The sequence below is a fragment of the Acinetobacter thutiue genome (assembly GCF_030385805.1).
GTDB classification, from domain to species: Bacteria; Pseudomonadota; Gammaproteobacteria; order Pseudomonadales; family Moraxellaceae; genus Acinetobacter; species Acinetobacter corruptisaponis.
In genome coordinates this window covers 20,448-33,356 of record NZ_JAUDZE010000007.1, presented here as the reverse complement: position 1 = coordinate 33,356, position 12,909 = coordinate 20,448, and the positions used below count along the sequence as shown (strand labels likewise).

Sequence of the window (12,909 nt, the reverse complement as noted above, 5' to 3'; positions counted from 1 at the left end):
GTTGTATCAAGCCGTGACGCGAGGGTCATCAATTTGTTGTAACCCATCGATTGTGTGAATCAGCTAGGCCATAAAAATGGGATAACAGTGTGTTCCACTTTCTTCAAAGATGGGTTGGGATAAAGGATGAATATCGTTTTTGTTCGATTTAAGTAAGGAAAATTGGTATTTAAGTGCTTAAATTTGGTAGAATAGTCGACTTATTTTTTGTGTGCGATTTGGAAAGTTTGCGATCAAATTGACATTGAGTTTTCATCTGGGCAGATAGAGTAAGTTATGATTAAGTGGATCATATTAGCGATATTTATCATTTCTGCGCTGTATATTCAGCGCCGTGGTAAAGTGAAACATTCGTTTTATCGTCAGTTTTTTGACCATTCAACCATTCTCGCACCCATTAATTTTTTAATGTACCTCTTTTCCAGAGTGCCAAACCAGCCGTATATCGACACCCAGTATTTTAAGGATTTAAAGGTTCTGGATGAAAACTGGGAAATGATTCGTGATGAGGCCAAGGCCCTATATGACAAGGGTGGTATTAAGGCATCCACTAGCTATGATGACTTGGGTTTTAACTCTTTCTTTAAAACAGGCTGGAAACGTTTTTACCTGAAATGGTATGACTCGGCACATCCATCTGCGGCTGAACTCTGCCCGAAAACAACGGCTTTATTAAAGACATTACCTAGCATTAAGGCGGCAATGTTTACCGAGCTTGCACCAGATAGCCGTCTGGTACGCCATCGTGATCCTTATGCAGGTTCATTGCGCTATCATTTAGGCCTAATCACACCCAATGATGATCGCTGCTTTATTGATGTTGATGGGGAGCGTTATTCATGGCGTGACGGTGAAAGTGTGGTGTTCGATGAAACCTATATTCACTATGCGGAAAATACCACTGACCAGAACCGTATTATCTTTTTCGCTGACGTGGAACGCCCATTAAAAACCCGTTTTATGGAAAAGTTTAACCACTGGTTTGGAAAAAGTGTCATGACCGCAGCCAGTTCACCTAATGAGGCAGGCGATCAAACAGGTGGTTTAAACAAGGCTTTTGGCTATATTTATCAAATTCGTATCAAGGCCAAAGCGTTAAAGGCTAAAAATCGTCAGCTTTACTATTTCCTGAAATGGTTCATCATGCTGGGACTGTTTTTCCTGATCTTTATTCGACCTTATGTTTTTTAATCCAGAATAAGATAAACGCTCGAAAGGGCGTTTTTTTGAGGCTTATTTTATTTGGCGGCTAACCTGCCTTGATCAATATGATGTGGTGAAAAAATAATGGGATATGAATATTCACTCACAAGTGAAGATCTTGATGTAGATGCATTGTATCTAGAAATAAAACAAATTATCGAGAATGTCAGCACTTTAAAGGTGGTCTTTTCAAAAGAAAATCACATGGGGTTTAAAGTGCTTTATACCGTCCATTTATGGAGAGCCGATATAGAAATTGAAAAATTGGCGCAAATGGTTTATCTCATTTTGCATAATGGAAATTTGCAAAATATACTTTCCACGCTACAAATAGATTTAGCTGCAAAAAATTTAAAAATAATGATTGAAGAACTTTGATTATAGCGAACAGATCATCATGATTTATAAATTTTTTGCACACATAGAAGCATTTTAAACTTAACAAAAATCATTAAATTTAAAGACAAGGGATTGCCATGAAGTTACCAACATTTAAATATCATCCAGACCCGATTGCAACGGAAAGTATCGCGCAATCCGATGAAGAATGTCTTTGCTGTGAGAAAGTCAGAGGTTACATCTATACAGGACCTGTATATGCGGAAGAAGAACTTGATGAAGCAATTTGTCCGTGGTGTATTGCTGATGGTTCAGCTCATAAAAAGTTCGATGCTTCTTTTACAGACGAGGCGAGTATAGGTAATTATGGCAAATGGGAGTATGTATCTGATCATGTTGTTGAAGAAGTTGCCTATCGTACACCTGGTTTTTCAGGATGGCAGCAGGAATGCTGGTGGACTCATTGTGGTGATGCAGCAGCATTTGTAGGAAGAGCGGGTCGAAAAGAATTATTTGCTATGGGAGAAAAAGCGGTTCTTGCTATCCAAAATTCTATAGGTTTGGTTGGTGAGGATTGGAATAGATTTTTACAGGCTTTGGATAAAGATGGCTCACCAACGGCTTATCTCTTTAAATGTCTAAAATGTGGAAAGCTGGGTGGTTATCAGGACTGTAATTAATTGAGCTTTTCCTGAATATTAAATTATGAACTTTATTCGGTCTCTAATTTACGTTATTCAAACGCCCCAAAGGGCATTTTTTAATGCAGCAAATAAGTAGTAATTTGTTTAACTGGATTGTAACAGATGGTCTAATTCAGGATAATCTGACTGGTTTTTATGAAGAGAAATGATAATGAAAAAACAACTATTGATTTGCATGGGTGTGCTTGGACTTACAGCGTGTGGCGGTGAAGATGATGCAATTTATGAGATCGTTGATCCATCCAGCAAGGCTTCTTTTTTTAGTTATGATATTGCCACTGCAAAGGCAGGAGATGATTTAACGAAAAAAACTTATCAGGTCGATAAAGATAAGAATTTCATCGTAAATTATTCTCAGACACCAAAACTGCAAACGGAAGCAACCCGCAATTTCCTAACCAAAGATGAGCTATCCCAGATTTCCCCGCCGCAAAACACCACTGGTGCATATTGGGTTGGAGAAAATGCAATATTCAATGATACAGTGCTGGAATATGAACCTTATAATTTGGGGAACAAAACGCCATTCAAGCTAAGTTATCAGTTGAAGAAGATTGATTTGTCTGGTCAGGAGATCACGGATTATCTGGATTATTTTTATACACAAGCTCAGCGCTCAACGAAAGTGGGTGACACCACACTTGGCCTAATTAAAAGCTTAACCGTGGCAACCACAGACAAGTTCCCCAACAATTCTGTGTGCTGGCAGAAACAGGTACAACTGAGTACTCAGGATTATATCGAGTTTTATCCAACCCAGGCCCTTGATCATGTCAGCACCAACAGCACTGTTTTAGGTGCGGGAACCTGGCAAAATGCAGGCTGGACTGTTTACCAGCCAAGTGATACGCAGAACTTGGCCGATACACGTGTACTGTATCAAAACAAGGAGTATTGGGGATTTGCACATGCACAAAAGGAGGTGAATGATGCTCAACCGAATAGTGTGCTGGCCTGTGACTTCTTTAATGATACCGCATTCAAGAGTGTGGATAAGGTGCTGAATAAGGTTTTCTAATTCGATACTTGCCAGCGGTGTCGGAAAGATGGATTTCAGTTGACCAGACTTGAAATTCATCTACTCAGGCTACATCATCAAAACATTACTGATGATGAAGTCTGCTGTGAATTCAAACGCGCGTGAACACATTGAAAAAATCCTGACCCACATGACCCAACTGCCAGGTGTCTATAAGATGCTGGGCAAGGATGGCGAGTTGCTGTACGTGGGTAAGGCAAAAAACCTAAAAAACCGTGTCTCAAGTTACTTTGTTAAAACCATTGAACATCCCAAAACACAGGCATTGGTCGCCCGTATCCATGATATTGAGACACTGGTTGTCCGTTCTGAAACTGAAGCGCTACTGCTTGAACAAAACCTGATTAAACTGCATCGTCCGCCATACAACATTATGCTGCGCGATGATAAATCCTATGTCTATATCTTTGTCTCGGCAGACAAGCCCTATCCCCGCATTGCCAGTGGGCGTGGCAAGGGCAAGCATCAGGTCGGCAAGTTTTTTGGGCCTTATCCAAGTGCCTATAGCGCAAGGGATACCTTACTGATTCTGCAAAAACTGTTTAATGTGCGTCAGTGTGAAAATAGCTATTTTTCCCAGCGCAAGCGTCCCTGCCTGCAATATCAGATCAAGCGCTGTACCGCACCGTGTGTAGGCCTGATCAGCCCAGAAGAATATAAAGAAGATGTCGATAACTCGATCCGTTTTCTACAGGGTGATACCAAGGAGCTGAATCAGGAACTGATTGGGAAAATGGAACAGGCTGCGGAAGCACTGGAATTTGAAAAAGCGGTGTTTTATCGGGACCGTTTGGCCTTGCTACGTGAGGTTCAGGCACAGCAGGCGGTATTTAAGATCAAGGGTGAGGCCGATATTTTGGCGATTGCCCATCAGGCAGGCGTAACCTGCGTCCAGATCATGTATGTGCGCAATGGACGTATGCTGGGCGGAAAAAGTTATTTTCCTGATATGTTGGGAGATGACTTGGGCCAGATGCTCAGTGATTTTATGGCCAACTTCTATTTTCAGGTGGCGGATGAGGTGCCAACTGAGTTGATTGTGAATGTCGATGTGCCTGATCGAATACAGCTTGAAGAGGCCTTGCAGCAAACCTTTAATAAAAAGGTGCAGATTAAGTATAAAGTGCGTGAAACGCGGGCAGAATGGCAAGAGCTGGCACAAATGAATGTGCAGCATGCCATTAAAGGCAAACTCAGCAATCATTTGGAGTTAAGTGAACGCTTCTATCAGCTTGAGCAGGTGGTGGGTCGTCCCATTGACCGAATTGAATGTTTTGACATTAGTCATACTATGGGTGAGGCACCGATTGCCTCCTGTGTGGTGTTTGATCAGGGCGGCGCGAGAAAGCGCGATTATCGCCAGTTTGCCATTCAGGACATTACAGGTGGTGATGACTATGCTGCGATGCGTCAGGCACTGATCCGTCGCTATAAAAAGAATATGTTGCCTGACCTGCTTCTGATTGATGGGGGGAAAGGGCAACTGCATATGGCAATGGACGTGATGCAGGAACTTCAGCTTGATGCCTTTATGATCGGCGTGTCCAAGGGTGAGGGGCGTAAACCTGGTTTGGAGACACTGCACTTTACCGATGGTACCAAGATTCAGCTTTCGGAAGACCACAAGGCTCTTCACCTGATCCAGCAGGTTCGGGATGAGGCGCACCGCTTTGCCATCACCAAGCATCGGGCCAAACGGGACAAGCGCCGTAGCAGTTCTGTGCTGGAAGCCATTCCAGGGTTGGGGCCTAAACGCCGTCGTGATCTTTTAACTCATTTTGGTGGGATTCAGGGTGTACTGAAAGCCTCGGAAAAAGAATTGATGCTGGTCCCAGGCCTGGGAGAAGTGATGGCACGGACAATTTATAAAATTCTGCATGAGTAAATTGACCAAATTGCTCAGTGACTGATGCGTCAATGATCATTCACAACCGTACAAAAACGTTTAAAGATAAATTTTTTAACGCTTAGGAAAAAATGATGTCATTGCTTCCGCTGTATCAACAGGTTGAACAACAGGAATGGGTTGATATCCCATCAGGCTGGCTACAGGGCCGTACCGTTTTTGGTGGTCTGATTGCTGGTCTCCTCATTCAAAAGGCGCTGAGCGTGGTGCAGGATACGGCAAAACAGTTGTTAAGCTGTAACGTGACCTTTGTTGGCCCTGTACAGGAGGGGCAGGCAAAACTCACGGCTGAGATTTTACGGCAGGGCAAGTCAGTGACAACACTTGAGGTACGTTTGTGGCAGGAAGATGCCGTACAAAGTATTTTGGTGGCTAGTTTTGGTTCAGCCCGTGAATCCCGCATCAATGTTCATAACCTGCCACAGGTTCCTGATTATCCGAGTCCTGAGCAACTGGATAAAACAGCCTATATTGAGGGCTTGATGCCGCAATGTTTACAGCAATTTGAACTGTGTTGGGCTGAGGGAAGTTATCCAATGGCGGGAAGTAAACTGCCAGATTTTGGTGGTTGGAGCCGTTTTGCACCACATCGTCATGACAACCGTGAAATGCAATTGGCTGACCTGTTTGCACTCATGGACGTTTGGCCACCTGGGGTGTTGCCCATGTTTAAAACCCCAGCACCTGCGAGTTCCTTAAGCTGGCAGATTACCTATCTGCATCCAATTGCCAATCAGGTTCAGGACTGGTTCAAATACAAGGTGGTGACGGAGTTTGCTGAACACGGCTATTCAACCGAATATGCCTACTTGTGGGACCGTGAAAACCGTTTAATCGCTGTGCTGAGACAGACAGTGGCTGTATTTGCCTGAACTAACGGTAGCATCGGATGAGTTAAAATATAAACGGGCGTTCATCGACACTGCGGTGTATTTCGTATAAAGTTGCTAAGGGTCTGTTGATATTTCAGCCATGCCTTGCGTTATAGGCTAAAACCACACAAACAAGGCATGAAACGCAGGCAATGGCGATTCCCTTGTCAAGTTTCATAACGAAGTTTGAGGCAGTTTTAGCCATAACCCTGCGGGACAGGGACATTTTTTGCCGCTACTGCGTTATGCCTTATTCGTTTAGAATAGCTAAATCTCATAAGTCATGCCTTGTACCGTCTAAAAAATGTCCTCTGTCGCAAGTATCTGTGAAATATCAACTGACCCTATGATGGATACAATCTCAGCACATCCTATATTTATAGCGAATATATGTATTGGATGCGAACAACATGGCGGTGTTTATGAGCACAGGGCGAATCCTGAACATTCCTAATATTTTAACCTTGGCGCGTATTGCCCTTATTCCCGTGTTTCTGGCAATTGCCTATTGGCCGCCTGCCATTGGGATTGCTGAGCATCATGGGGGAATGATGCGTCATGTGATCTTGACCGCCATATTTGTGCTGGCGGCTATCACTGACTGGTTTGATGGCTATCTGGCCAGAACACTGAATCAGACCTCTGCCTTTGGACGTTTCCTTGATCCTGTTGCCGATAAGTTGATGGTTGCGGCGGCATTGATTGTACTGGTGCAATGGCAACCGACCATTTCAATGGCTTTTGCGGCGATCGTGATTATTTCCCGTGAAATCACGGTGTCTGCGTTGCGTGAATGGATGGCCGAACTGGGTGCCCGTACCAGTGTGGCAGTGTCGACTGTGGGTAAATATAAAACCGCTTTCCAGATGATTGCGATCAGTGTCTTTCTATTGAACTGGAAACCACTGGAAATGTGGGCCTACGCTTTACTTTATGCGGCAGTGATTTTGACGTTGTGGTCGATGTTTATTTATATGAAAGCAGCATGGCCCTATCTGAAACAGCCTTAACTATTTTTCTGTAGAGCTGTATAAATGAAAGCCTTTCTTTTGAAAGGCTTTTTTATATTTGATCATAAAAAACAGACAAGAAAAAAGCCCATAACAACGACGAGCTTAGTTCTCTAACTCTAAGGAAAAGTCATGCTCTTTTGGGGAGAGTATGCTGAAGAACAGAATCATCATATGAGAATTTGTTGATATTTACAACGCATAAAAATGTAAATATTTTTTAATATTCTCAGGTTTAATTTCCCTGACTTTCAGAAAGAGTGGCAAATTTATGCTCAATCTGTGCGGCATTGCCTTGCAAGATTTCAATCAGCTTTTGAATGTTCAGAAAGTCAAAACGGTTCTTGGAGGCAACCAAAGTCAATGCAATGGGTGCTTCCTTACTTGAGAAACGAATTGGCACTGAAAGGCCACAAACCATCGGGTCAATCTCACCCTGTGATAAATAAAAGCCCTGTTTCTTAATTTTTCGCATCTGCTGCATAAACTCATCAGCATTATGGGCAAAGCCAACCTGAGATAGTTCCTGGGTGAACTGTTGATAGTAGGCCTGAATCCGTTGCTTGGTTAAATGGGCAATCACGATTTTTGGAGAGGCTCCGACATATACAGGGCGCGGACAGCCCCTGCCGTATGAGATGAGTTCCGCTTCCTTAAAGGTTTCATGGTGCAGGTCGATGCAATAGTCATGGTTCAGGTAGGTCAGCAGGCAGCACAGTTCGGTACGTTCCACGATATCTCGCATAAAGGGGATGCTGATCTGCACCAATGGGTCGGTACTGTGTGAAATATAATCCAGAACGGCAATTTTAGAACCTAAAGTGTAGTCACCTGATGTACCACTGATCCGCTTTAGCATATCAGTTGACACCAGTTCCTTGAGGTAACGGTAGGCGGTTGGTTTGGAAAGACCGAGCTCATCACAAATGATATCGACATTGATAATCGGGCGTGAAACTGAAAACAAGTCCAGTACGGTGAGAATTTTACCAAAACTCGAAATTGCCATGATGAGACATCTACTCCTTAAAATAACCTTAAAACCGAACTTTTATTGCTTTATAACAGAAAAATTTAAGGTCGGATATGGACTTTTGGACTTGATCAGCAGGCAAGATTAAATTAATGCTTTTGCTGAGAAAATCAGGGTGTTTTAAAAGCATTATTCTAAATTAAATTTGTAAATTATCAAATGGTGATAATTTGTCTTGACTAATGCTCTGGGTTTTGAAAAAATTGTCGGTGCAATGTCTTTATTGGATAATTATTTTTAGGCTCACGCTGCAAAAGCTCCAATCATTGTGCATCACTCCAAATCATCAGTTCTCACCTTGTCAAAGCAATCTGGTTGTTTCCAGATTGGCTGATTCTGTCATCACATTTCTATGTGAGATAGATGATCGGGGCGGTAGACTGATCCTGAATTGAGACACATTCATGTTATTTAAACAGTTGTTGGCTTTTCGCCTGAGCCGACTAGACCTCATTTTTGCCTGCAAAACATTTGTGGCAGGTATGCTAGCGCTGTTTGTCTCATTTGAGCTGGATTTGATTAATCCAATGTGGTCGATTGGAACAGTGATGATCATTGCCAATCCCTATTCAGGCATGGTGTCCTCAAAATGTGTCTACCGCCTGATTGGTACGCTTGCAGGGGCAATGATTGCCTTGCTGTTGACACCACATTTTATTAATACGCCGTGGCTGTTTACCGTTGTGCTGTCCTTATGGGTTGGCTTTGCTTTATATGTTTCATTGCTGGACCGCACACCACGTAGTTACGTGTTTATGCTGGCGGGATACTCAACCGCAATGATTGTCTATAACGCCATTACCTATATGGACACTTACAATATCTTTGACATTGCCTTGGCCCGTGTACTGGAAATTTCAGTGGGGGTCATTTCAACCGCTGTGGTTTCCGCCACATTCTTTCCTGTTCATGTGGGTGCCATGATTAAGCAGCGTGTCAATAAAACCCTGAATGATCTGGAAAGTACTTTTGAGAAACTGGTGACGGTTCAGGAGTCACCAGATAGTTACACTCAGGTTTTGTCTGTAATTACCCGTGATGCCTCGGATATTCATGCTTTGGCGGTGCATCTAGCCTATGAAAAAGGTGAACTTAAAGGCATGACCAAACCGTTGCAGGAAATGCTGCATCAGGTTTCATTGGTGGTTGCCAACCTTGTCGCCTTATCCCAGCGGGTCAAACAGCTTGAGCAAATGCAACTGACCAGTCTTTCGCCACATTTAAACCTAATTCGTCAGGATGCCTTGGCTTTTTTAAAGCAGGAACGAACATTAACGGCTGTGGATTTGCAAGGCTTGCCAAACAGGTTTGAACAGGATTTTGCCGAACTGATCTTGATGGCAACGCCTGAGCAGCAGATTGTATTGGCTGCATTGAAGATGGATGTGCGCCATTTTATTGCCAATATTCTGGCAGTGAAGCTGCTGTGGCAACAGATTCAGCAAGGCAATAAAGAGATTCCAGCGGAAATCACGGCGATGACCACCAAATATCCAAGTTTGCACCGCGATCATGGTATTGCGATTCGAGGCGGAATCAGTGCGGTCTTGATTACCTTTATTGTCACTGCCGCATGGATTCTTTCAGGCTGGAAAGCAGGTTTTATGATGGCGCAGATGGGTGCAATTACCGCCTGTATCCTAACGGCTTTGGACAATCCTGTGCCTGTACTGCGGATTTTCATTTGGGGCAGTATTGTCTCGGCGGGTCTGGTGTTTGTATATGCCTTTGGGATATTTCCGCATATCACGGCATTTTGGCAACTGGCCTTGGTTTTATTCCCAGTATTTCTGGTGGCTGTCACAATGATGGCCAATCAGATGCTGATGCCGATTGGCATGGTGCTTGGAATTAACACCATGATGGGGCTGAATCTACATAATAAATACACCATTGATGCAGTGTCCTATCTGGACAGCTCATTTGCAATGATTCTGGGGGTATTGGTTTCACTGATTGTGATTGACCTTGTCCGTGCCGTTTCACCCGACACCAGCGCGACCCGAATTTTGGCCCTGCATTACCAGGCCATGCGTCAGGCAATTAACCTGTCCTATGGCAGTGACTTTAAGATTCATCTACGCAGCATGCTGGACCGTGTTGGGGTGCTGAATACCAAAATGGTACAGAATCCTGAGATCAAGACCTCAATCCAGAATGCATTGATTGAGAGTAGTTCAATTATTGATTTGGTGCGTTTGCAGGAAATCAGCCAGAAGTTGCCGCAATTCGATGATTTACAGTATGCCGTCAAGCTGTTGCAACAACAGCTTGCTGAATACTTTCAATCACAGGAGACACAGCTTTCGCTGAATCATTTTCCAATACAGATTGTGCAGCAGATAGAGGTCTTACAGGGCATTGCAGAACAGATTGAAGATGGGCAATTGCGTCAACGGTTGCTGATTTCCCTTAACAATATTTGCAAAAGTATTGGGCATATTTCAACAGAACAGCAGTATTCGGAAATGTATGGCTTAGGTGTGTCACATGGGTGAAATGAATATTTATGGGATCTATTTTCCTATCTTATTGGTGCAGGCCATTATTGCCTATGTGTTGTTTAAGGTCATGAGTCCATTGAGTGACCGTCTAGTGGTGAAAGGCTGGATTGCACTGCCCAGTATTTTCAATCTGTGCTTCTACCTGGGGTTGCTATTGCTGGTGCATGGGCTGTTTGTCTGGTTGTGGATATAAGGTTTTTAAATAGATTCTTCATGAAATTGAACAAGCTGGAAATAAGTGTGAAAGGTGATCAACATGAATGCATTTGATGTGCGCAAAGTCATACGTCCGATTGTATTACTGGTGGCGGTTTTCATTGCGGTTTATGCGGTGGTGCATTTATGGAATTACTACAATGCCGCACCGTGGACGCGTGATGGACGTGTGCGTGGCGATGTGGTTCAGGTTGCCTCTGATGTCAATGGTCTGGTGACAGAGGTGCTGGTACAGGACAACCAGACCGTGAAAAAGGGGCAGGTGCTTTTTAAGGTTGATGTTGCACGTCAGGCACTTGATGTTGAACAGGCCAAGTCTGATCTGGCTAAAGCCAAGGCGGGCCTGGCTCAGGCACATGCCAACCTGGCAGGTGCCAAAGCCAGCCTGGTCAAGACCGAAGCCAATATGAAATTGGCGGAAAAGAATGCGGCACGCTATGCCAGCCTGATGGATGGTGCGATTTCCAAAAAGGAACAGGATCAGGTGTTTGCAACGCGTGATCAGGCAATTGCCGAACGTGAACAATTGGCTGCCAGTATTGAACAAGCCAATGCCGCCATTCAGCAGCAACAGGCCCTGATTGAGGTTGCCAATAGCAATCTACATTTGGCGCAGTTGAATTTACAGCGTTCAGAAGTGGTTGCACCTGCGGATGGAACCTTGTCGAACTTTGATTTGCGTGTCGGTAATTATGTGAAAGTGGGGCAGGCGGTTGCGGCATTGCTTGATCGTCATCAACTGTATGTGGTGGGTTATTTTGAGGAAACAAAACTCAATCGTATCCATGTGGGAGATCAAGCTACAGTGCAGTTAATGGGAGATCGCCAGAAAATTCGTGGGCATGTGCAGGGCATTGCAATGGGGATTGAAGACCGTGAGCGTTCAGGTAGTTCCAATTTATTGGCGAATGTGAATCCCACCTTTAGCTGGGTACGTTTGGCCCAGCGTGTGCCTGTTAAAATTATGCTGGATGAGCAACCGCAGAATCCATTGGCCTTTGTTTCAGGACGAACAGCAACAGTCAGGATTATTGAGAAATGATCAAGGTGTAATCCCAGCAGGATCACGATACCAGCTTTGAATCAGCAGCGCAGCGGCAAAACTATCTGCTGACAAGCGTTTAGCCTGCCCCTTGCTCTGGTAAAACTCAAGTTCTTCCCTTGCCTCGCGGGTGGTGAGACGTTCATCCACCATCCACGTTTCAATATTGGTTTGATGGCGTAGGCGCCGTGCAAACTTACGGGCACGTGCTGACAGTTCAGACTCAGTTTCATCCATATTCAATGGCAAACCCACCAAAAACAGATTGGGTTGCCATTCTTTGACCAGCTTTAACAATTGATTCCAGTCAGGAATACCATCTTTCATGGCAAATAATGGCAGGGGAGTGGCACTTTCAATAGTGGATTGACCAATCGCAATCCCCATTTTTTGGGTGCCAAAATCAAAGGCCATGATGGACTGGGACGCTTGCATATCAGGCATGGCCAATCTCGGAAGCAAACCAGGTACGGTCTACCCCAATTTTTTTATAGGCGGCATCCCAACGGTCGTCATAAGGCAAGTTGAAAATCAGGTCCATGTCGGATTCACAGATCAGCCAGTCACCCCGTGCAATTTCTTCCTCAAGCTGGTTTTTGCTCCAGCTCGCATAGCCTAACGCGATCTGGTAACGTCCTACACCTTCGTTATGCGCAATCGCATCCAGAATATCCTTGCTGGTGGTGATACAGACATTTTCTCCAACCGCAATTGATGAATGCCAAGTGGGTTGACCCGTATGCAGTACAAAGCCAGCTTCAGGACGTAAAGGGCCACCCTGCAAAACCGCATGTGGCTGTACGTTGTCTGCATCGATCTCCAAATCGTTGAGGAGTTCCCTGATCTGTAGGTTTGATGGGCGATTAATCACGATGCCCTGAGCACCATCCTCATCATGACGAGCAACATAAATGACTGTGTTTGCAAAGAAGTCATCTGCCATGTCTGGTGGAGCGATAAGACAACGGTGAGTTAAATATTGTTTCGTCACCTAGGCGGTTCTCCATCAAAACAAGTCCCACTTTAAAAAGGGGGATTTAG

At 44.2% G+C, this 12,909-nt stretch carries 13 protein-coding genes; 10 read left to right on the top strand and 3 right to left on the bottom strand.

Annotated features, from left to right (window positions below; translation table 11 throughout):
• The first annotated feature begins 276 nt into the window (after positions 1-276).
• The 7 genes from lpxO to pgsA all read left to right on the top strand — a co-directional run bounded on the left by lpxO (position 277) and on the right by pgsA (position 7,073).
• On the top strand, positions 277-1,191 hold the full coding sequence (gene lpxO, locus QTA56_RS13410; protein WP_267981494.1) for a lipid A hydroxylase LpxO: 915 nt from the start codon (positions 277-279) through the stop codon (positions 1,189-1,191).
• Positions 1,192-1,287: 96 nt separating this feature from the next.
• Entirely contained in the window at positions 1,288-1,581 is a 294-nt protein-coding gene (locus QTA56_RS13405; protein WP_267981493.1) for a hypothetical protein, read from the top strand.
• A 98-nt stretch (positions 1,582-1,679) separates the two neighbouring features.
• Positions 1,680-2,222, top strand: coding sequence for a CbrC family protein (locus QTA56_RS13400; RefSeq protein ID WP_267981492.1), 543 nt, complete (start codon positions 1,680-1,682; stop codon positions 2,220-2,222).
• 175 nt (positions 2,223-2,397) lie between these two features.
• Positions 2,398-3,264, top strand: a complete 867-nt coding sequence (locus QTA56_RS13395; protein ID WP_267981491.1) for a hypothetical protein — start codon at positions 2,398-2,400, stop codon at positions 3,262-3,264.
• Positions 3,265-3,370: 106 nt separating this feature from the next.
• Positions 3,371-5,170, top strand: a complete 1,800-nt coding sequence (gene uvrC, locus QTA56_RS13390) for an excinuclease ABC subunit UvrC (RefSeq protein WP_267981490.1) — start codon at positions 3,371-3,373, stop codon at positions 5,168-5,170.
• A 95-nt stretch (positions 5,171-5,265) separates the two neighbouring features.
• Complete coding sequence (locus QTA56_RS13385; protein WP_267981489.1) at positions 5,266-6,063, top strand: thioesterase family protein; 798 nt, start codon at positions 5,266-5,268, stop codon at positions 6,061-6,063.
• Positions 6,064-6,485: 422 nt separating this feature from the next.
• Positions 6,486-7,073 (top strand): CDP-diacylglycerol--glycerol-3-phosphate 3-phosphatidyltransferase, encoded by a 588-nt coding sequence (gene pgsA, locus QTA56_RS13380; RefSeq protein WP_267981628.1) that lies wholly within the window; start codon positions 6,486-6,488, stop codon positions 7,071-7,073.
• A 235-nt stretch (positions 7,074-7,308) separates the two neighbouring features.
• Here pgsA and QTA56_RS13375 read toward each other — a convergent pair whose 3' ends face one another.
• On the bottom strand, positions 7,309-8,082 hold the full coding sequence (locus QTA56_RS13375; RefSeq protein WP_267981488.1) for an IclR family transcriptional regulator: 774 nt from the start codon (positions 8,080-8,082) through the stop codon (positions 7,309-7,311).
• Between the two features lie 428 nt (positions 8,083-8,510).
• Between QTA56_RS13375 and QTA56_RS13370 the strand changes: the two genes are divergently transcribed.
• The 3 genes from QTA56_RS13370 (at position 8,511) to QTA56_RS13360 (ending at position 11,868) form a co-directional block, all read left to right on the top strand.
• The gene (locus QTA56_RS13370; RefSeq protein ID WP_267981487.1) at positions 8,511-10,604 is read left to right on the top strand and encodes an FUSC family protein; all 2,094 of its coding nucleotides are present in this window, start codon (positions 8,511-8,513) and stop codon (positions 10,602-10,604) included.
• On the top strand, positions 10,597-10,803 hold the full coding sequence (locus QTA56_RS13365) for a DUF1656 domain-containing protein (RefSeq protein WP_267981486.1): 207 nt from the start codon (positions 10,597-10,599) through the stop codon (positions 10,801-10,803). The genes QTA56_RS13370 and QTA56_RS13365 overlap by 8 nt, the downstream gene beginning before the upstream one ends.
• A 63-nt stretch (positions 10,804-10,866) precedes the next feature.
• The gene (locus QTA56_RS13360; RefSeq protein WP_267981485.1) at positions 10,867-11,868 is read left to right on the top strand and encodes an HlyD family secretion protein; all 1,002 of its coding nucleotides are present in this window, start codon (positions 10,867-10,869) and stop codon (positions 11,866-11,868) included.
• Here the strand turns inward: QTA56_RS13360 and ruvX are convergent, their stop codons facing one another.
• Together ruvX and QTA56_RS13350 are read right to left on the bottom strand one after the other, a co-directional pair.
• A complete protein-coding gene (gene ruvX, locus QTA56_RS13355; protein WP_267981484.1) occupies positions 11,869-12,312 on the bottom strand; it encodes a Holliday junction resolvase RuvX in 444 nt (147 codons plus the stop codon).
• Positions 12,305-12,859 carry a YqgE/AlgH family protein gene (locus QTA56_RS13350; RefSeq protein WP_267981483.1) on the bottom strand — a complete coding sequence of 185 codons (555 nt, stop codon included), beginning with the start codon at positions 12,857-12,859 and terminating at the stop codon, positions 12,305-12,307. Before QTA56_RS13350 ends, ruvX begins: the two co-directional genes overlap by 8 nt.
• Positions 12,860-12,909 lie beyond the last annotated feature (50 nt).